Origin of the sequence: Streptomyces sp. NPDC127197, from assembly GCF_042672405.1 — a bacterium.
GTDB classification, from domain to species: domain Bacteria; phylum Actinomycetota; class Actinomycetes; order Streptomycetales; family Streptomycetaceae; genus Streptomyces; species Streptomyces flavusporus.
In genome coordinates, this window is record NZ_JBHXVG010000048.1 from 30,700 (window position 1) to 50,587 (window position 19,888).

At 70.3% G+C, this 19,888-nt stretch carries 15 protein-coding genes, 2 pseudogenes and 1 riboswitch; of the genes and pseudogenes, 4 read left to right on the top strand and 13 right to left on the bottom strand.

All coding sequences use genetic code 11. From position 1 onward, the window contains the following. Positions 1–289: 289 nt before the first annotated feature. Positions 290–546, bottom strand: a pseudogene (locus ACFVJQ_RS39620) (MBL fold metallo-hydrolase); the annotation flags it as partial. A gap of 19 nt (positions 547–565) precedes the next feature. Further along, positions 566–2,842 carry a catalase gene (locus ACFVJQ_RS39625; RefSeq protein ID WP_385790644.1) on the bottom strand — a complete coding sequence of 759 codons (2,277 nt, stop codon included), beginning with the start codon at positions 2,840–2,842 and terminating at the stop codon, positions 566–568. A gap of 230 nt (positions 2,843–3,072) precedes the next feature. Between ACFVJQ_RS39625 and ACFVJQ_RS39630 the strand changes: the two genes are divergently transcribed. After that, positions 3,073–4,197 carry an aromatic acid exporter family protein gene (locus ACFVJQ_RS39630; RefSeq protein WP_385790646.1) on the top strand — a complete coding sequence of 375 codons (1,125 nt, stop codon included), beginning with the start codon at positions 3,073–3,075 and terminating at the stop codon, positions 4,195–4,197. 643 nt (positions 4,198–4,840) lie between these two features. On the opposite strand, the gene ACFVJQ_RS39635 is transcribed toward ACFVJQ_RS39630, so the two are convergent. The 3 genes from ACFVJQ_RS39635 to ACFVJQ_RS39645 form a co-directional block, all read right to left on the bottom strand. Further along, positions 4,841–5,509, bottom strand: coding sequence for a class I SAM-dependent methyltransferase (locus tag ACFVJQ_RS39635; RefSeq protein ID WP_385790648.1), 669 nt, complete (start codon positions 5,507–5,509; stop codon positions 4,841–4,843). A 20-nt stretch (positions 5,510–5,529) separates the two neighbouring features. Continuing rightward, positions 5,530–5,964 (bottom strand): VOC family protein, encoded by a 435-nt coding sequence (locus ACFVJQ_RS39640; protein WP_385790650.1) that lies wholly within the window; start codon positions 5,962–5,964, stop codon positions 5,530–5,532. A 720-nt stretch (positions 5,965–6,684) separates the two neighbouring features. Next, complete coding sequence (locus ACFVJQ_RS39645) at positions 6,685–7,869, bottom strand: MBL fold metallo-hydrolase (protein ID WP_385790651.1); 1,185 nt, start codon at positions 7,867–7,869, stop codon at positions 6,685–6,687. A gap of 129 nt (positions 7,870–7,998) precedes the next feature. On the opposite strand from ACFVJQ_RS39645, the gene ACFVJQ_RS39650 reads away from it, so the two are divergent. Both ACFVJQ_RS39650 and ACFVJQ_RS39655 read left to right on the top strand, forming a co-directional pair. After that, positions 7,999–9,177 (top strand): Glu/Leu/Phe/Val dehydrogenase dimerization domain-containing protein, encoded by a 1,179-nt coding sequence (locus tag ACFVJQ_RS39650; protein ID WP_385516669.1) that lies wholly within the window; start codon positions 7,999–8,001, stop codon positions 9,175–9,177. A 54-nt stretch (positions 9,178–9,231) separates the two neighbouring features. Beyond that, positions 9,232–9,849, top strand: coding sequence for a TetR family transcriptional regulator C-terminal domain-containing protein (locus tag ACFVJQ_RS39655; protein WP_385790653.1), 618 nt, complete (start codon positions 9,232–9,234; stop codon positions 9,847–9,849). Between the two features lie 117 nt (positions 9,850–9,966). Here ACFVJQ_RS39655 and ACFVJQ_RS39660 read toward each other — a convergent pair whose 3' ends face one another. The 3 genes from ACFVJQ_RS39660 to ACFVJQ_RS39670 form a co-directional block, all read right to left on the bottom strand. Further along, positions 9,967–10,752 (bottom strand): SGNH/GDSL hydrolase family protein, encoded by a 786-nt coding sequence (locus ACFVJQ_RS39660; protein ID WP_385516713.1) that lies wholly within the window; start codon positions 10,750–10,752, stop codon positions 9,967–9,969. 214 nt (positions 10,753–10,966) lie between these two features. Continuing rightward, positions 10,967–11,971 (bottom strand): peptidoglycan DD-metalloendopeptidase family protein, encoded by a 1,005-nt coding sequence (locus ACFVJQ_RS39665; protein ID WP_385790655.1) that lies wholly within the window; start codon positions 11,969–11,971, stop codon positions 10,967–10,969. A gap of 4 nt (positions 11,972–11,975) precedes the next feature. Beyond that, positions 11,976–12,133: riboswitch (cyclic di-AMP (ydaO/yuaA leader) on the bottom strand. A 307-nt stretch (positions 12,134–12,440) separates the two neighbouring features. Further along, entirely contained in the window at positions 12,441–14,510 is a 2,070-nt protein-coding gene (locus ACFVJQ_RS39670) for an alpha-galactosidase (RefSeq protein ID WP_385790660.1), read from the bottom strand. A gap of 203 nt (positions 14,511–14,713) precedes the next feature. Between ACFVJQ_RS39670 and ACFVJQ_RS39675 the strand changes: the two genes are divergently transcribed. After that, positions 14,714–15,511: a tyrosine-protein phosphatase gene (locus ACFVJQ_RS39675; protein WP_385516664.1), complete on the top strand. Its 798-nt coding sequence runs from the start codon at positions 14,714–14,716 to the stop codon at positions 15,509–15,511. A gap of 19 nt (positions 15,512–15,530) precedes the next feature. Here the strand turns inward: ACFVJQ_RS39675 and ACFVJQ_RS39680 are convergent, their stop codons facing one another. The 5 genes and pseudogenes from ACFVJQ_RS39680 to ACFVJQ_RS39700 all read right to left on the bottom strand — a co-directional run. Beyond that, positions 15,531–15,650 carry a DUF6126 family protein gene (locus tag ACFVJQ_RS39680; protein WP_224734064.1) on the bottom strand — a complete coding sequence of 40 codons (120 nt, stop codon included), beginning with the start codon at positions 15,648–15,650 and terminating at the stop codon, positions 15,531–15,533. Next, entirely contained in the window at positions 15,647–16,270 is a 624-nt protein-coding gene (locus ACFVJQ_RS39685) for a helix-turn-helix domain-containing protein (RefSeq protein ID WP_385516662.1), read from the bottom strand. The genes ACFVJQ_RS39680 and ACFVJQ_RS39685 overlap by 4 nt, the downstream gene beginning before the upstream one ends. A gap of 60 nt (positions 16,271–16,330) precedes the next feature. Beyond that, positions 16,331–17,758 (bottom strand): aspartate aminotransferase family protein, encoded by a 1,428-nt coding sequence (locus ACFVJQ_RS39690; RefSeq protein ID WP_385516660.1) that lies wholly within the window; start codon positions 17,756–17,758, stop codon positions 16,331–16,333. Beyond that, on the bottom strand, positions 17,755–19,710 hold the full coding sequence (dxs, locus tag ACFVJQ_RS39695) for a 1-deoxy-D-xylulose-5-phosphate synthase (RefSeq protein WP_385516658.1): 1,956 nt from the start codon (positions 19,708–19,710) through the stop codon (positions 17,755–17,757). The genes ACFVJQ_RS39690 and dxs overlap by 4 nt, the downstream gene beginning before the upstream one ends. 30 nt (positions 19,711–19,740) lie before the next feature. After that, positions 19,741–19,888 (bottom strand): annotated as a pseudogene (locus ACFVJQ_RS39700) (4-hydroxy-3-methylbut-2-en-1-yl diphosphate synthase); the annotation flags it as partial.

Sequence of the window (19,888 nt, forward strand, 5' to 3'; positions counted from 1 at the left end):
GCGTCCCGCTCTGGTATGAGACCTCGTACGACAGACCGATAAGCCCGCCGGACGCTCCGTATCGAATGACACACCGAATGATCGGACCTGGTCAGAAGCGGTCACGAAGAGACGGAGGGGGTCGGGGAGTTCAGAGCTCCCCGACCCCCTCCGTCTGTCGGTTTCCTCGCATGCCGGGACGGCCGCGAGGCTTGCCGAGCGCCTGTGCCGCCCCCGCCCCGGCCCCGTGGAAACATCACCGGTCGTCACCGTGCCTGTCAGCAGGTGAGCCGCGACCGGACCTCGACCGTCACCCCTCGCCCGCCAGGCCGAGGTCACCGCGGCCGTGCGGTGCCGTCACCGCTCCCGTCGGACGGCGCCACGCGTGCGGCACCGGCGCGGACACCGCTCGCCACCAGGGATCGACCGGAAGCTTCTCGGCCGGCTCGAAGGGCTCACCGGGACGGGGAACGCCGCCGCCTGCCCCGCCTGCTCGGCGGCGCCCATCGCCCACTCGCCGGGCTCGGCCCAGGCATGCGGGGCGAGGTTGAAGATCCCCCAGTGGATCACCGAGCCTCCCGCCCGTTCACACGCGTGCGTCGAACCGCTCCCACACGCGGTGGCTCTTCAGCAGCCCCGTGACCTCCTCCAGCACCCCGGTGCCGGTCTCACCGGTCACCACGCCGGGCGCGTCGGCGGGCACGCCCGCGGCCTCCAGCGCGGACTGCGCCCCCGCCCAGCCGCCGATCGCCTTGCCGTGCCGGAAAGCCTCGCCCAGCATCAGTAGCACCCGCGGGTCCGTGGGCCGGGCGCCGTTCGGCTCGCCGTTGCCCGCCTTGGCATCCCGGGAGCCGTAGGCATCGCCGCCCGGCCCCGGCACGCCCGCCAGCAACAGGGCGTCGAACTCGATCGAGCGGGCCGTGGCGAACGTCCGCTGCACGGTGATCGGCTCGCCCTCCGAGTCGAGCTTGCCGCCGGACGGCGCGATCACCAGCGGCACCATCCCGGCCGCCAGCACGGCCTCGCGCACCCCGCGCACCCCGCCGAGGTCGCCCGCCCCGTCGGCGACGATCCCGACGACCCGGCCGTCCAGCGGCCAACTGCGGCCGACCTGGGACAGCGCCGGGGACGGCTCGACGGCCTCGATCGGCACCGTCGGCTCGGGCGCCGGCAGCCCCAGACCGGCGGCCACGGGCTCGCACAGCTCGGGGTCGATGTTGGCCAGCACGCGCAGCCCCCGCTCCTTGATGGACTGCTCGTAGCACTTGCCCAGCTCGAAGGTGTACGCGGCGACGATGTGCTCCCGCTCCACCGGGCTCATGCTCCGCCAGAACCGCCGGGGCTGGCTGAAGTGGTCCGCGAACGACACCGGCGCCTCACGGACCTTCTGCGCATCGGGCACCGTCACCGGCGCCTCGATGTAGGCGTGGGTGTCCGCACCCGCCAGGAACGGGCAGCCGCCGTCCAGCGAGTTCGGCCGGTAGGGCGCCGCCCCGCTGTGCACGGCCGTCTGGTGCATGCCGTCGCGCAGCATGTCGTTGATCGGCGCGTGCGGGCGGTTGACCGGGATCTGCGCGAAGTTCGGCCCGCCCAGGCGGGTGATCTGCGTGTCCAGGTACGAGAACAGCCGCCCGGCCAGCAGCGGGTCGTCGGTGATGTCGATACCGGGCACGAGATGGCCGGGGTGGAAGGCCACCTGCTCGGTCTCCGCGAAGAAGTTGGTCGGATTGGCGTTCAGCGTCAGCAGCCCGATCGGCTGCACCGGCGCCAGCTCCTCGGGAACAATGTTCGTCGGGTCGAGCAGGTCGATGCCCTCGAACGTCTGCTCGGGAGTGTCCGGGAACGTCTGGATGCACAGCTCCCACTGCGGGTACGCGCCCGCCTCGATGGCGTCGGCGAGATCGCGCCGGTGGAAGTCCGGGTCGACGCCGCTCGCGATCTGGGCCTCCTCCCACACCAGGGAATGCACGCCCAGCTTCGGCTTCCAGTGGAACTTCACCAGCGTGGTCGCACCCTCCGCGTTCACCAGCCGGAACGTGTGCACGCCGAAGCCCTCCATCATGCGGAACGACCTGGGGATGCCCCGGTCGGACATGTTCCACAGCGTGTGGTGGGTGGCCTCGGTGTGCAGGGTGACGAAGTCCCAGAACGTGTCGTGCGCGCTCTGCGCCTGCGGGATCTCCCGGTCGGGGTGCGGCTTCCCGGCGTGGATGACGTCGGGGAACTTGACCGCGTCCTGGATGAAGAACACCGGGATGTTGTTGCCGACCAGGTCGAACGTGCCCTCGCTGGTGTAGAACTTCGTCGCGAAGCCCCGCGTGTCGCGGACCGTGTCGGCCGAGCCGCGCGAGCCGAGCACCGTCGAGAACCGCACGAACACCGGCGTCTCGACGTCCTTCTGCAGGAAGGCGGCCTTGGTGACGCTCGCCGCGCTGCCGTAGCCCTGGAAGATGCCGTGGGCGGCGGCGCCGCGCGCGTGCACGACCCGCTCGGGGATGCGCTCGTGGTCGAAGTGGGTGATCTTCTCCCGCAGGTGGTGGTCCTGGAGCAGCACGGGCCCGCGGGCGCCGGCCTTGAGGGAGTGATCGGTGTCGTAGAGCCGGTTGCCCTGGGCGGTGGTCAGATAGGAGTCGCCCTGCCCCTGCGTCGTCGGGTCGGCCCCGGTCGGGATACCGGTGGGGCTCACCGTCTCGGGAGCGGACTGGTCGGGCTTGGGCGGGAGCGGTCCCCGGACATCGGTGGGCTCGTGCAGGGGCGGCGACTCGGCTCCGGGGCGGCCCGGGACGCCCTCCGGGGGCCCGTCCTCGCTCAGGGCGGCAGCAGCCTTGTCGGCCACGGCTTTGATGGGGTTCTTGTCGCTCATGACTCTCCCAGGGGAAGGAAGGATCGACGTCTGTATGCGCCGGCGAAGGCCGTGCGGAGCGGAGGCACCGCTCCGTGCCGTACGCACGCCCATGGGCGACCGCGCGCTCGCGCGACACCGCACGCGAGGCCCTGAGTACCCGAAGCCCCTGAACCGAATCGTCCGCATTTCGGCCGGTTGAAGGGCCCCGCCCGCGTGGCACCTGGGGTCGTATGCGAGCGATGGTGCGCATGGGCCGACGCCGCTACGGCGCCGCCGTGGAGGCGGTCCGGCGGGCCTGCGCCGCCCCGGGCCGGGAGCGCGACCTGGCAGTGCAGGCGGTGAAGGCGGCGCTGGCCGCGTGGCTGGCCTGGGCAGTGGTGGGGTGGTGGCTGCGGGCGCCCATGGCGTTCGTGGCGCCCTGGGTGGCGGTCGTCCTGGTGGAGTCGACCGTGTACCGGTCGGTGGCACACGGGCTGCAGCAACTGGCGGCCATCGCGTTCGGCACGGTGGCGGCCACCGCGGGCGTGCTGGCCCTGGGGAGCGCGATGGCCGCGATGGCCCTCGTCCTGCCGGCGGCGGTGCTGCTGGGCAGCTGGCGGCACCTGGGCAGCCAGGGCGTCTACGCCGCCTCCGGAGCGCTGTTCGTCCTCACCGACTCGAACGTCAGCGTCATCGGCTCGGGGGCCCGGATCGCCGAGGCCGTCTTCGGCGCGCTGGTGGGCATCGCGGTCAACGCGCTGATCCGCCCGCCGGTGTATCTGCGCAACACGCGGGCCGCCCTCGAGGACGCGGCATGCGAGGCCCACGACATCCTGGCGGCCGTCGCCCAAGGGCTCCGGGAGGACGAGTGGGGCGGCCATCACGCCGAGGAGTGGCACGAACGGGCGCTGCGCCTGAGCCGGCTGGTCGACCAGGCTCGCTCCTCCCTGGGCTGGAGCCGGGAGAGCCTGCGCGTCAACCCGCTCGGCTGGCGCTCCCGGTCCTCGCCCGGCCAGGCGTACGACGACGCCGTCGCCGTCCTCGACTATGTGGCCGTTCACACCGCGGGCGTGACCCGCACCGTCATGGAGGCCGCCGAGAGGAAGCGCGGCGTGGCCCGGCCCGATCCGCGGGTCGCCGGCCCGTACGCGGACTTCCTGCACCGCGCCGCGCAGGCGATCCATCTGTACGCCAGGACTCGCTTCGGCGACGGATCCGAGGAGGAACTGCGGGAGGCCGTCGGGAAACTCGACCGGGCCCTGAACGCCCTGCGGGAGCAACTGCCCGGATCGCTACCGGACGACGCCGAAGCGCTGGCCACCCACGGCGCACTGCTGGCACAGGCGAGCCGCCTGGCCAACCAGTTCCCACGCGAGGCGCAGCTTGAGGAGTGACGCCCTGTCACCTGAGTAGGAGTTGAATTCACGAACTATACGAATTTTGGAAGCGTGGGCAGGCCCGCTGCCGCGGCCTTGTACAGCGCGGGGGCACATGGATCCGCGCGGCGGTGATGTCCGGGGTGGAGCCCGGCTCAACATCGAAGATCCACAGTGGGGTACCGTCCGGGGCGGCCAGGAACTGCACATTCCCGCCGAACGCCTTGTTCTTCTGGCGAACCACATGTCATTGCCGTTGTCGCGGACGTCGGCAACGCGGTTGCACTCGATCAGCATGCCGTCCAGGACGTCGATGGCCTCGTGTAGGTAGCGGTAGCCGGTGGCCTGGGAGATCCCGGCGTCGCGGGCCAGGCAGTGCACGCAGCCGCGCTCACGGAACCAGCGCAGCACCAGCACGGCCTGGCGGAACGGCCCCAGTGCGCGGGAACCCTTCGGCGTGCCGATCCGGTGGCGATGGGCGGCCGGCATCCGGGCGAGGAACTCGACCACGTGGCGGAAGACGTCGAACGTGGCAGCACAGGTGACCACTGCAAGGCCTCTGGTTCAGCGGACGATCTTGTGAGAGAGGCCTGTCCTACCAGGGGCCTCACGTCTGTCCGAACCCGGGCCCGCATCCCCGATCCGCGCCGGATCGAGTGGCTCAGGCCTTCTCGGCGCGGATCGAGTAGGTGAGTGGAATGCGCGGAGCGCCCTCAGGAGGCCGGTAGATGTCGCCGTCGTGGCGCTGAAGAGACTGGCGTTGGAGGTAGAAGGTGTGGTCGTGCTCGTGGAGGAACTCGATCCGCAGTCCGGATCCGGCGATCGCAGAGACAACCGTCAAAAGCCTGTGCCTCCACTCGACGGTCGCGTTGTGCTCGGTCGTCGCCGCCTCGTCGGCGTAGGTGCCGGGGCCTCCCGAGGCTTCCGGTCCCTCGTCGAAGTAGTGGTGCGTGACCGTGCTTCCGGTCTCGCCGTCGAGGGCGAAGCTGAACGGGTGGAACTCCGCAAGGTACAGAAACCCGGCGGGGGCGAGCAGTGTTGTGACCACCGATGCCCAGCGCGTGATGTCAGAAAGCCAGTTCAGCGCCCCGAAGCTGGTGTAGACGATGTCGAATGTCTCTTCCCCGACCGCCGAGACCGAGTCGTAGACGTCTGCGGTCAGGAAGCGTGCGCCGATGCCCAGTTCGGTCGCGAGTCGTGAGGCCGCTTCGATCGCGGGCGGAGAGAAGTCCAGCCCGGTGACCTGGGCTCCTCGTGCCGCCCACGACAGCGTGTCCCGGCCGAAGTGGCACTGCAGATGGATCAGGCGCTTGCCCCTGACATCCCCCACCTCGCCATCTCGGAGGATGCTCAGTCGAGACAGAACTCGTTGCCCTCGATGTCCTGCATCACGATGCACGACTCGTTGTCGTCATCGGCAGGCAGTAGTCGCACGCGTACCGCGCCGAGCGTGACCAGTCGTGCGCATTCGGCCTCAAGCGTGGCCAGGCGCTCTTCACCTACGAGTCCGGTGCCGACCCGCACGTCAAGATGCAGCCGATTCTTGACGACCTTGCCTTCGGGAACGCGCTGGAAGAACAGTCGCGGGCCCACACCTGAGGGATCAATGCATGCGAACCATGAACCCTGATCCTCAGGCGGCAGCGAGCGATCGAAATCGTCCCAAGTGGCAAACCCCTCCGGTGGCGGCGGTACGACGTACCCCAACACCTCGCACCAAAAACGAGCGACGCGCTCAGGTTCTGCGCAGTCGAAGGTGACTTGGAACTGCTTGACCGATGCCATCGGTTCACCGTAGCAGGGGGCCCTGTCGCTCATTTCCCGGTGGGAATCTGCATGTTGACGGGAGGACGGCCCTTGCGAGCCGCTGCTGTGTCGTGCGGTCGCAGGGGGTGAACCGATGTCGATGCCTCCAAGGGTGGTGAAGAGGGACGTCATCGGCCAGCCGTAACGGTCGGATTCGGGCGGCTCCCCCCCCCCAGCGGGAAGACACGCCGCTTCCACGGAATGAACTGCCACTCCACGACCGCCACTCCTGACTCGGACACCCTGCAACCAGCTACGCGCTCACGCCCTGAAGTGCACCCGCCAGGCCCGGGTCCCGGAGACGGCCGGTAAGGCCGATCGTCTGCCGCATGGGGGCCAGCTGATCACCGGGCCGGCGTGCCGCCTGGGCACTGCTACCGGTCCTCGCCTTCGGCGGGAGGCCAGTCCGCATCACCCTCCGATCCAAGATCCGGACCGATCACGGGCCAGGCACTGCGTAGAGTCCCTGACGTACGCCATCTGTCGCGCCGGAATCCTTTCTGTCGCGGCTCCATGCGCCACTCACTGTTACTCGCACACTCACGCCCGTACAGCAGGCGGAGGGCAACGGCCGGAACTCCGACGCCCGTTCCTGACTCTGCCGACGCGGCGGCCCGTCGATGAGCCGCAGGACCCCCTCTCGCTCGGCCTCCGACATGGTTGCAAGGACTTCCGTCACGCGCTTCAGATCATCCACGGTCAGCCCTCACCCACGAGGTCGAGGTCATCACGAGACGCCTCCGGCGTGATCTCCGGAACGGGCCACTTGCGGTTCAGCGGCAGGGACACATCCCGCCACCAGGGGCGCGTGGGGAGGATTCCAGCAGGCTCGAAGGGCTCGCCCGGAACAGGGACGGCGACCGCCTGTCCGACCGCGCCGGCGGCGTCTATCGTCCACTCACCGGGCTCGGCCCAGGCATGCGGGGCGAGGTTGAAGGTCCCCCAGTGGATCGGCAGCAGCACGCCGCCCGGCTCCCCGCCCTGAAGGTCGAGGTGGGCGCGCATGCCCTCGTCCGGAGTCATGTGGATGTCGGGCCAGAACTCGCTGTACGCGCCGAGCTGGATCATCGTCGCGTCGAACGGGCCGTAGTCGGCGCCGATGTCCTGGAAGCCCTCGAAGTACCCGGTGTCACCGCTGTGGAATATCCGGTGCTCGTCCCCCGCCACGACCCAGGAGGCCCACAGCGTGTGCTGCGTGTTGCGCAGGCCACGGCCGCAGAAGTGACGGGCGGGGGTGGCGGTCAGGGTGAGCCCGCCGACCCGCGTCGTCTCGTGCCACTCCAGTTCGCGCAGCCGCTCGGCGGACACGCCCCAGTGCTCGAGGTGTGCGCCGACGCCGAGCGGGACGGCGAACAGGGTGTCCGTGCCGGCCAGCGCCTTGATCGTGGGCATGTCCAGGTGGTCGTAGTGGTCGTGCGAGATGACGACGACGTCGACCGGGCCGAGCGCCGCCAGCGGGACCGGCACCGGGTGCAGGCGCTTGGGGCCGGCGAAGGCGAACGGTGAGCAGCGCTCGCCCCAGACAGGGTCGAAGAGCACCCGCTGTCCGTCGATCTCCGCGAGGACGCTGGAGTGGCCCATCCAGGTCAGCCGCAGACCGGTGGCCGGCGGCTTGGCGAGGTCGGCGAGCGTGGTGGCGTGCACCGGCACCGCACCCTTCGGGGAGCGGCGTGTGCGGTCTTCCTTGTCGAAGTACTTCTTCGCGAAGTCCAGTGGCGACCCCGACGGCCGGGTCCGGGAGGGGCCGCCGGGATTCTGGAAGACCCCGTCCTTGAAGTAGGGAGATCTGCGGATGCGCGCCATGCGCTCACCGCTCGGATCCGCGCCGAAGGCCTCGGGCTGCAGTGCGCGGAGCCCGGAGCTCAGGGAACGGGAACCGGCCACGGTACCTCCAGGTGGAGTCGGTAAGGCCTCCCATTATGGTCCGCCCCTCCGACACTCCCGCGCCGACCAGGCCCCATACTGAACCAGGAGTCAGTAATCACTGGCCGATCCGCCCCGAGGAGTCTCCATATGACCGCCCCCCTGCTGTCGCTCACCTGGACCGACCACGTCACCGGCCGCCAGGGCTTCCTGGTCGTCGACCGGCTGGTGCGCGGCGTCGCCAGCGGCGGGCTGCGGATGCGCGCGGGCTGCACGGTGGACGAGGTCACCGGGCTCGCGCGCGGCATGACCGTGAAGGAGGCGCTGCACTACAACCCCGAGGGCCGCTACGTCCCGCTCGGCGGCGCCAAGGGCGGTATCGACTGCGACCCGCGGGACCCTGAGGCGTACGGAATCCTGGTGCGGTACCTGCGGGCCGTGCGGCCGTACGTCGAGAGCTGCTGGACCACGGGCGAGGACCTCGGCCTCACCCAGGACCTCGTGGACCGGGCCGCCACCGAGGCGGGGCTCGTCTCGTCGATCCAGGCCGTGTATCCGCTGCTCGACGACGAGGCCACCGCCAGGCAGAGGCTCGCCGACGCGTTCGCGGTCGAGGTGGACGGCATCGGGCTCGACGAGCTGGTCGGCGGCTGCGGGGTTGCCGAGTCGCTGCTCACGGCCCTCGACCGGGCCGGAGTGCCGTATGCCGGGACGCGGGTCGCCGTACAGGGGCTGGGCACCATGGGTGGAGCCACCGCACGGTTCCTCGCGCGCGCGGGTCTGACGATCGTGGCGGTCGCCGACATCAAGGGCACCATCGCCAACCCCGACGGGCTCGACGTCGACGCGCTGCTCGCCGCGCGGGACGCGTACGGCGTGGTGGACCGCGGCGTACTGCGGCCCGGGGACCGTGAACCGGCCGGTGACGCCTGGCTGTCCGCCGACGCGGAGGTGCTGGTGCCGGCGGCAGTCTCCTACGCGATCGACACCACGAACCAGGACCGGATCACCGCCCGCTGGATCGTCGAGGCGGCCAACATGCCCGTACTGCCGGAGGCGGAGGAGCTGCTGACCGCGCGCGGAGTCACGGTCCTGCCGGACGTGGTGGTCAACTCCGGGACGAACGCCTGGTGGTGGTGGACCCTCTTCGGCGACATCAGCGCCGACGCGGACGAGGCGTTCACGTACACGCGCCACTCGATGCGCGCTCTCGTCGACCTCGTCCTGTCCCGCGCGCAGACCGACGGCACGACACCACGGACCGCCGCGCACGCCGTCGCGGCGGCCCGGCTCCCGGTACTCGCGGAACGCTACGGCTGGTACCGGTGACGGCCGCACGCGCGCGCGTGCGCACCGATGTGCGACAGGGCCTAGGGTGAACGCGTGGCGAGAGTGCGGTTGAGCGTGGCGGAACGGCGCGAGGAGTTGTTGCGCGCCGCCGTGGAGCAGATCGAGGCGCGGGGTGTCGCGGCGGTCCGGATCGCCGACGTGGCCTCCACGCTCGGCGTGAGCAACGCGCTGGTGCTCTATCACTTCTCGACGAAGGAGAAGCTCGTCGCCGCCGCGTTCGCATACGCCGCCGAGGACGACCTGGCCCAGCTGAGCAAGCTGCTCGGCCGGCGCACGACGGCGCTGCGCCGGCTGCGGTCGGCCGTGCGCTGGTACGCCCCGACGGGCCAGGCCAAGGGCTGGCGGCTGTGGATAGAGGGCTGGGCTGCCGCCCTGCGTGAGCCGGCCCTGCAGGAGGTCACCCGGGACCTCGACAGGCGCTGGAAGGCGGCGATCGCCGAGGTCATCGCCGAGGGCGTGGCCGCCGGCGAGTTCCGCTGCCCGGACCCCATGGGCGCGGCGCTGCGGCTGACGGCCCTGCTCGACGGCCTCGCCGTGCAGCTGACGTCGTATGCGGGCGCGGTCTCCCGCGCCCGGGCCCAGGAGTGGGTCGACGAGGCGCTCGCCCGCGAGCTGGGACTGACTGAGGTGCCGTCGGCCGGGCGGTCGTGAGCCGTCCGCGAGGACCAGGTTGCGGTTCATGGCGTACGCCCGCCCGCGCCGGACGCGGGCCGGTCCGACGTAGGCGATCGGAACGACCCGCTCCCTGGCGTCCGCCACGGATGTGCCTCAAGCCACCGACGCGATCCGCATCCTGATGTCGTCCGGCGACAGCGTCCCCTTCGCCGTCACGTGGTCGCCCGACGACTCGCCGCGCAATCGGCGGCCGATCCACGGCACCAGGTACTCGCGCGCCCAGTGGACGTCGTCCCGCCGGACGTCGAGCGTGCCGCGCGGCGGAAGTGGCGGCCAGGGCTGCTCCGGATCGGCGGGGACGGCGAGGCCGAGGACCTGACCGGCCCGCAGCGCCACGCGCGTGTGCCCCTCGGGCGAGAGGTGCAGCCGGTCGTCGTCCCAGGCCCTGCGGTCCTGAACGGACCTGAGGGACCACAGGTCGAGCACCGGACAGCCGTACCGGTCGGCGATGGCCCGCACATGCCCGTTGTAGGTGGCGATCTTGCCGCGCAGGTGCTTCAGCAGGGGTACGCCCCGGGTGTCGAAGCCGGTCGTCACCATCACCGTGCCCGCGACGGCCGTCAGCGCGGCGATCGCCCGCTCGAAGCGCTCGGCGACGTCGTCCGGGTCGGTGCCGGGCCGGAGGATGTCGTTGCCGCCGGCGCAGAACGAGACCAGGTCCGGCGCGAGTTCGACGGCCCGCGGAAGCTGGTCCGCCACGATCTGGTCGAGCAGTTTTCCGCGCACGGCGAGGTTCGTGTACTGGAAGTCGCCCTCGGCTCGGCGGTCCGCGAGCAGTACGGCGAAGCGGTCGGCCCAGCCGACGAACGCCCCGTCGGGGCCGGGGTCGCCTACGCCCTCGGTGAAGCTGTCCCCCACCGCCACGTACGACCCGATCACTGATCTGCTGTCATTCTTCGAATCGTCTGCCACGTCGGGACATGATTCCGCGTCGAATGTGACCTACGCGACCGTAGGAAGGGGTTGACGGGCGGTGAGATAAGCCACTGCCAAAAGGTTGGTCAACTGCGGAATAACCCCTGCGTCCGCACACCGCCGAAGGCCGGACCCGGGGATCGGGGTCCGGCCTTCGGCGGTGTGCGAGGCGCGTGCGTCAGCCGACGGAGACGCCGTGCGAGCGGAGGTACGCGACCGGGTCCACGTCCGAGCCGTAGTCCGGCGTGGTGCGGATCTCGAAGTGCAGGTGCGGGCCGGTCGAGTTGCCGGTCGAACCCGAGAAGCCGATCTGCTGGCCCGCGGTCACGGTCTGGCCGCTGGAGACGGACAGCGAGGACAGGTGGGCGTACTGGGCGTAGTAGCCGTCGGCCAGCTTGATGACGACCTGGTTGCCGTACGCACCGGCCCAGCCCGCGGAGACGACCGTGCCGGCGCCCACGGCCTTGAGCGGGGTGCCCGTCGGGGTGACGAAGTCGACGCCGGTGTGGTAGCCGCTGGACCACATGCTGCCCGCCACCTTGTAGGCGGTGCTGACGGCGGCGCTGTCCACGGGGGCGGAGAAGCCGGTGGAGGTGCCGGCGGCGCTCTGGGTGGCCGTCGACGCGTTCGACGAGGAGGACTCGGCGGACGACTGGTCGGACGACTTCGCCGAGGACTCCGTCGAGTTCGTCGACTTCGACGCCTCGGACGACTCGGACGCCTCGGACGACTCCGACGAAGAGGAGGAAGAGGGCGAAGTGGACGACGGCTTGTCCGTGCTCGCCGCGGCCTTCTTGCCGATCGTGAGCTTCAGGCCGGGGTGGATCAGCGACGGGTTGTCGCCGACTGCCTCACGGTTGTCCTGGTAGAGCTTCTGCCAGCCACCGCTGACGTTCTGATCCTCGGCGATCTTCGCAAGGTAGTCGCCGATCTTCACCGAATAGGTCTTCACACCGGCGTTCTTCGCGGCGGACTTCTTTTCGGCGGCCTTCTTCTGGGCGGCGGCCTTCTCTGCGGCGACCGACTGAACGGCGTTTTCCGGAGCGGACTGCGCAGTGGCAGCATGGGCGCCGGCGGCCCCCATCAGAGGGAGGGCGAGTGCGGCGCCACCGGTTCCGGCAATGGCGATGGAACGGGTGAAACGCTGGGTCTTCGGACGGCGGTGCTTACCCTTCGCGGGCATGGCGAATTCCTCTCCGGCGCCTGCGAGGTGAGCTGTCGGGTGCGGGCTGGAGATGCCCGGCCGCGCCGAAACGCGGCTGTACCCCTAGCCGTTCCGGAGACCGGAACAGGCATTTGTACCTGTGGGTCCCCCGCTCCTGCCGTACACGGGTGAGTTTGCGCGGGCACCGGGCGGCGGCAGGATTAGGCGTCCGCCCGGATCGGTGTGGAACGTAAGCGAACAAGACGCAACGGGACAAGCAAGAGGTTCCGCACGAACGCCTACTTCTTGATCAGTTCACCGAATTCACGGTCACCCTCCGTGAATTCCGGAACCGTCACGTTCCGCAAATGCCCTTGAAAAGCGCTTGAATTACGTGGACATGACGAGCGACTCACGGTCACGGATATGACGCTGCTCACGTGACATCGCTCCAGGTTCCTTTATTCCCGAGCGAGTTGGAATGAAGAGGCTAATTCGGACAGAAGAGTCAGATGCGGCGCAGTCGGAGAACCGTCGCATCGAGGTCACCTCGCAGTCCGGTGCGCAGTCCGCGGTGCAGCAGTACGGCACCTCGGTGCACTTCGCCCGTTTCGCGGCATTCATACGACGCGGTGGGGTCGAGACCGCGCAGCCGCAGCGCCGGGACGGGTTCCCCGTAGCTCTGCGCCTGAAGCCAGGCGAGTACGACGGCCTCGTCGCCGCGTACGTACTGGACGGCGCTCAGCCCGCCCCGTGGCGGCCGCAGCCGGTGGAGGTCCCCGCGCTGCACGAGTGGCCGGATCTCCTTGTAGAGCGCCACCCAGTCCCGGGCCTCCGCGAGCTCCTCGTCGGTCCACCGAGTGAGGTCGCCCCCGACGCCGAGCACCCCGGCCATGGCGCTGACGAAGCGGAAGCGCAGCGAGCTGATCCGGCCGTTGAGCTGGGTGTTGGGGCTGTCGGTGACCCAGGCGGCCATCACGCGCGCGGGGTGGATCTGACTGAAGCCGTCCTGGATGGCGAGCCGGTCGAGCGGATCGGTGTTGTCGGAGGTCCACACCTGGTCGGTACGGCTCATCACACCGAGGTCGATGCGACCGCCGCCACCCGAGCAGGACTCGAAGGCGACACCGGGATGAGCCGCCCGCAGCCGGTCCAACAGGGCGTACACGGCGCGCACATGGTCGACCCACAGCCGCTGCGGATATGGCTCACCGGGCCAGCCGGCATCGGTGAAGCAACGGTTGAAGTCCCACTTCACGTAGTCGATCGGGGCGCTGGACAGGAGCCCGTGCAGCTGCTCCCAGAGGTAGTCCTGCACATCCTCCCGCGCAAGGTTCAGTACGAGCTGATTGCGAAGTTCTGTCCGCTTTCGCCCCGGTTGGAACTGCACCCAGTCCGGGTGGGCGCGGTACAGCTCGCTGTCCGGGTTGACCATCTCGGGCTCGACCCAGATCCCGAACTGCATCCCGAGCGCGTGCACGTCGTCGGCGAGCGGCTTGAGCCCGGCCGGGAAGCGGTCGGGGTTGGGTGTCCAGTCGCCGAGCCCGGCGCGGTCGCTGGTGCGCGTCCCGAACCAGCCGTCGTCGACGACGAACAGCTCGACGCCGATCGCCGCGGCCCGCCGGGCGAGCGCCCGCTGCTGCTCCTCGCTGATGTCGAACTCGGTGGCCTCCCAGGAGTTGAACAGCACCGGCCGGTCCCGCTCGGCGTCCGGAATGACGTAGGCGCGCTGGTAGGCGTGCCAGGCGCGGCTGGCACCGCCGAAGCCGCCGTCGCTCCAGAGGCCGGCGAAGACAGGGGTGGTGAAGGACTCTCCCGCCGCCAGCCGCAGCAGGCCGGAGTCGTCGTAGCCGGCTCCGCCGGTGATCTGCACGCGCGCGTCCGACAGTTGTGCGACGGCGATCCGCCACGAGCCCGACCAGGCGAGGGCGCAGCCGTAGACCTCGCCGCGCTCCTCGGTCGCGTCGGTGTCCAGCGCCACCCACGGCAGATGCTGGTGGCCGGTGTGTCCGCGGCGGCTGCCGATGACCTTCTCACCGTAGGTGAGGGGGGAGCGCACGAGCCGGGACTCCGCGGCCCAGCGGCCGTGCAGCTGGGACAGCCGCCATGTGTCGCGGTCCGGGAGGGTCCAGGTCGCGGAGTCGGCACGCAGCAGCTCGGCCTCGGGCCCGTCGTTGTGCACGGTCACCCAGCGCTCCACGACGTCATCACGCATCCGGTAGTGCAGGGTGATCGCCAGCCCGGTGTCGCGGAAGCGCAGCCGCAGCTCCTGGTCCGCGGCCTCATGGGCCTCGAAACCCCACTCGGTGCCGCGCCGCTCGTCGGTGCGCACGGACAGGGCGGGCCGCACGAAGCGAGGGCCGCCCTCGACGGGATACTCCTCGCGCCCGTCGAGCGGCGACTCGAAGGGCCAGTAGTCCGGCAGGGGGCGCACGGCGAGGGCCTCGGCGTCGGCGAGCGCGATCCGCGGGCCCCAGTGCAGATGCAGCAGCTCGTCGTCGTCGGTGAGGTGGACGGCATAGCTGCTCGTGGGCCCCGACAGCAGCCACGTACGCCCGTTCTCGGCGATCTCCAACATCAGGCCCTCACAGATTCCGACAGCTCCACTCAAGCACCAACATCATCAAGGGCCGCGGGCGTCCGGGGCAACGCCTGTGGACAACTCGTCCGACGGGCTGTGACCTCCTTTGGACAACTCATTGCCCCAGGAATCCATGTCGTATCGTCGACTGCGTGCCCGTCGACGAGCCGCGCCGACGGGGCCGATGGGAGGGAGCCCCCGTGACGCAGCAGGTGCCGTCGACCGAGCCCGAACTGGCCGGAGTGCGCAACTTCCGTGACGTCGGCGGCCTGCCGACGGAGGACGGCCGACGGGTGCGGTACGGGGTGTTGTTCCGCAGCGGTCACCTCGCGCACGCCACCGACGAGGACGCCGAGTTCCTCGGCTCCCTCGGACTGCACACGATCTTCGACTTCCGCAACGCGGCGGACCAGAAGCTCGAGGGCCCCGACGTCGAGCTGCCGGGCGTGCGCAATGTGAACCTGCCGCTGACGGACCCCGCGGACGGTGCCGAGTTCTGGAAGATGGTCCGGGACGGCGACCTGGACCAGCTGCGCACGATCCTCGCGGACGGCAAGGCGGCGAACCGGATGATCACCTCGTACCGCGCGATCATCAAGGAGCGCACGACCGAGCACTCCCAGGTGCTGCACGCACTCGCCGAGGACAGCGTCCCGGCCCTGATGCACTGCGCGGCGGGCAAGGACCGCGCCGGCCTGTCCATCGCCGTCACGCTGCTCGCCCTCGGCGTGGAGCGCGAGGCCATCCTCGCCGACTACCTGGAGTCGAACGCCAAGCACCGCCGCTACAAGGTGCACCGCAGCAGCACCTCCGCCTCGGCCTACTCCCCCGAGGTCATGGAGCTTCTCAGCCCTCTCTTCGACGCGCGTGCCGAGTATCTGACGGCGGCCATCGAGACCATCGAGGAGACGTGGGGCGGCGTCGACACCTACCTGGAACAAGGGCTGGGGGTCGCCCCGGAGACCCGGGACCGGCTGCGCGCGCGACTGCTCGACTGAGCCGGACCCGAGTGCGGCCCTACTTCGCCCCCACCTCGAAGAGCAGGTAGAGGAAGGCGGCGAAGACATGTCCCGCCACGATGTAGATGAACAGCCGGACCCAGATGGCCCGCGGGAACTTCTGCTCGATGTCGCTCATGGCGTTTCTCCCGTGAGGGGGCCGAGGCACAGCGCGGCCGTGGGGCTCTGCAGCAGGGTGTGGACGAAGAGGAGCTCGACCCCGTCGGGGTCCTGGGCGGCGATGCGGTGCGGGGTCAGCGAGTCGAAGTGAGCACTGTCCCCCGGTGCGAGCAGGTGCGCGGTGTCCCCCAGGCGCAGCCGCAGGCGGCCCTTGAGGACGTACAGCCACTCCTCACCGGGGTGCACGCGCACGATGTCGCCCTGCGAGCCGTACGGCACCTGGACGCGCAGCGCCTGCATGCCGCGGCCGGGCGCGCCGGCCTGCCAGTACGTCCAGCCGCCCGCACCCGTCGGCTCCATGTCGGCCGCGCGCACGACGGCGTCCCGGTCGGCTACCGTCTCACCGAGCAGCTCCGAGACGGTCGTACCGTATATGCGGGCGAGCGCGAGCAGCATCGGCAGCGAGGGCTGACGCTGCCCGGTCTCCAGCCGGGAGAGATGGGCGGGCGAGAGTCCGGCGCCGCGGGCGGCGGCCTCCAGAGTGCGGCCGGCCCGCCGGCGCAGGGCGCGGAGCTGCGGGGCGACCACCGGCAGACCGTCGGCCGGCTCGGCCCCGGGCTCGGAGGCGGAGGAGTTCATGCCTCCATTCAGCCGAAGGCTTGCCCAGTGGGCAAATTTCTTGCCTATAAGGCAAAAATGCTATCGGTTGGCGACCGCCTGCTTCACCAGCGTCTTCCCGAAGTCCCACACCAGCCCGCCGCCGTTGTGCGCGTCGTCCATCACGGCTGTGAACGCGTCGACGAACCGGTCCACCTCCCGCTCGCCGATGATCAGCGGCGGGATCAGCTTGATGACCTCCAGATGGTCGCCGGAGACCTGGGTGAGGATCCGGTGTCGCTGCAGCAGCGGTACGACCACCATCTGCGCGAACAGCCCCTTGCGGGCGGCCTGCAGCATGGCCCAGCGGCTGCGCAGCTTCAGCGACCGGGGCCGGCCGAACTCGATGCCGATCATCAGTCCCCGGCCGCGGACGTCCGCGAGCATCTCGTACGTGTCGGTCAGCGCCGCCAGCCGGGACCTGAGCAGCTCGCCGGTGGTACGCACGCCCGCGACGATCTGCTGGTTCTCCATCACCGACAGCACCGCCAGGCCCGCCGCCATGGCCTGGGCGTTGGACCCGAAGCTGGCCGAGTGGACCAGCACCCGGTCCATCGACGAGTAGACCTTCTTGAAGATCCAGTCCCTGCCCAGGGTGGCGCCCACCGGCACATAGCCGCCCGAGAGGGCCTTGGCCACGCACACCAGGTCCGGCTCGACGCCCTCCTCGTGCTGGTAGGCGTAGAAGTCGCCGGTCCGGCCCAGTCCGGTCTGCACCTCGTCCGCGATGAGCAGCGCCTTGTGCCGGTGGAGCAGCTCCTGGGCGGCGCGCAGATAGCCGGGCGGGGCCTCGTGCACGCCCTTGCCCTGGATGGGCTCGACGATCAGGGCGGCGACGTCACCCCGTTTCAGTTCCCGGGCCAGGGCGTCGAGGTCGCCGAGCGGCACGGCCGTGTCGGGCAGCAGCGGGGCGAAGCCGTCGCGGAAGCCCGACTCGCCGTTCACGGACAGCGAGCCGGTGGTCAGTCCGTGGAAGGCGTGCGTGCAGTACAGGATCCGCGGCCGGCCGGTGACGTACCGGGCGAACTTCAGTGCCGTCTCGACGGCCTCGGTGCCGCTGTTGCCGAAGAACACCCGGTCCAGGTGCGGGCTGTGCGCCAGCAGCCGCTCGGCCAGCAGGCCGGGCAGCGGCTGGCAGTCGAAGCGGGTGAGGTCGGCGAGCCGGGCGTCGAGGACGTCGTGCAGCGCCTTGCGGACCACGGGGTGGTGGCGGCCCAGGCCCATCACTCCGAAGCCGGCGAGCATGTCCAGGTAGTCGTTGCCGTCCGCGTCCCAGAAGTAGGCGCCCTCGGCCCGCTCGTAGACCTTGTCGAAGCCGATCGTGTGCAGCATGCGCGGGAGCTGGTGGTTGAGGTACCGCGCGTGCAGCTCGTAGCGCTCGGCTCCGCGCTGGGCCAGCAGCGCACCGAGGTCGAACTCCTTCTCGGGCCCCGACTCCGGCGGCTGGGACGCGGATTCCGCGCTTGTCATGGCTGAGTCTCCTTGGACAGCTCTTCCGTCACAGCCGTCTCCCCGGACAGCTCCGCGTGGAGGTCGGTCTCCTTGGACAGCTCCTCCTTGACGGCCAGGCTCGCACTGATCCGCCCGGCGATCTCGACCGGCGTGAGGCCGATGTCGGCCAGTACCTCACCGCGCTTGGCGTGCGCGAGGAACTGCTCCGGGATGCCGAACCGCCGTACGGGCACGTCCACTTCGGCGTCGCTCAGCGCGAGCGCCACCGCCGCGCCGACCCCGGAGGCGCGGCTGTTGTCCTCGACGACCGCGACCAGCCGGTGGGTGGCGGCGAGGCCGGGCAGCGCCGGGTCGACGGGCTTGACCCAGCGGGGGTCGACCACGGTGCAGTCGATGCCGCGTGCTTCGAGCAGCTCGGCGGCCTGCAGGCAGACCGGCGCCATCACGCCGACGGCGACCAGCAGGACATCCGAAGGATCCGAAGAGTGCAGTACGTCGATGCCGCCCACCCGGTCGATGGCCGGGACGCACGGCCCCACCGACTCCTTGGGGAAGCGCACGAGCGTCGGCGCGTCGTCGACGGCGACCGCCTCACGCAGCTGGGCCCGCAGCTGGTCGGCGTCGCGTGGCGCGGCGATCCGCAGCCCTGGCACGACCTGGAGGATCGACATGTCCCACATGCCGTTGTGGGAGGGCCCGTCGACGCCGGTCACGCCCGCCCGGTCCAGGACGAACGTCACCCCGCAGCGGTGCAGCGCCACGTCCATCAGGAGCTGGTCGAAGGCGCGGTTGAGGAAGGTGGCGTAGACGGCGACGACGGGGTGCAGTCCGCCGGTCGCGAGGCCGGCCGCGGAGACCGCCGCGTGCTGTTCGGCGATGCCGACGTCCCACACCCGGTCCGGGAACCGCTGGGCGAACTCGGCAAGACCCACCGGGTGCAGCATGGCCGCCGTGATCGCCACGACGTCCTCCCGCTCCTCACCGATCCTGACGATCTCGTCGCCGAACACCGAGGTCCACGACGGCCCGTTGGAGGGTGCCAGCGGCTCGCAGGTCAGCGGGTCCATCACGCCGACGGTGTGGAAGTGGTCCTCCTCGTGCGCGAGGGCGGGTTCATAGCCGCGGCCCTTCACGGTGAGGCAGTGCACCAGCACCGGCCCGTGGAAGCGTTTGGCGCGCCGCAGCGCCGACTCGACGGCCTTGATGTCGTGTCCGTCGATGGGGCCGACGTACTTCAGGCCGAGGTCCTCGAACATCCCCTGTGGCGCGAAGGCGTCCTTGAAGCCCTTCTTCGCGCCGTGCAGCGCCTCGTAGACCGTGCCTCCCACGACCGGGGTGCGCAGGAGTACGTCCTTGCCCCAGGCGAGGACCTTCTCGTACGAGTCGGTGGTGCGCAGCGTCGCGAGATGGTTGGCCAGCCCCCCGATGGTCGGCGCGTACGAGCGCTCGTTGTCGTTGACGACGATGATCAGCGGCCGGTCCTTGGCGGCCGCGATGTTGTTCAGCGCCTCCCAGGCCATGCCACCGGTGAGGGCGCCGTCGCCGATCACCGCGACGACATGCCCCTTCTCGCCCTGCACCTGGCGGGCCTTGGCGAGTCCGTCGGCCCAGCCGAGCGCGGTGGAGGCGTGGCTGTTCTCGATGATGTCGTGCTCGGACTCCTCGCGCGACGGATAGCCGGACAGGCCGCCCTTGCCGCGCAGCTTGGAGAAGTCTTGACGCCCAGTCAGCAGTTTGTGTACGTAGCTCTGGTGTCCGGTGTCCCACAGGATGCGGTCGACCGGTGACTCGAAGACCCGGTGGAGCGCGACGGAGAGTTCCACCACCCCCAGATTGGGCCCGAGGTGGCCGCCGGTCCTGGCCACCGCCTGCACCAGGAACTCCCTGATTTCGTCGGACAGTTCGCGTAGTTGCGCCTCGGACAGCGCCTTCACGTCGCGTGGTCCCCGGATGTTCTCCAGAATCGTCACGCTCGGCCCCCTCTCGGTCCGTGCCTTCCCTCAACTCACCGTCACTGCCGGTTTCCCCGTGCCGGTGGGAGCGCCCGCTGCGGCCCCGTCCGCCTCCATCTGCTCGGCCAGCTTCATGGCCTCCTCGATGAGCGTCTCGACGATCTTGGACTCGGGGACGGTCTTGATGACCTCGCCC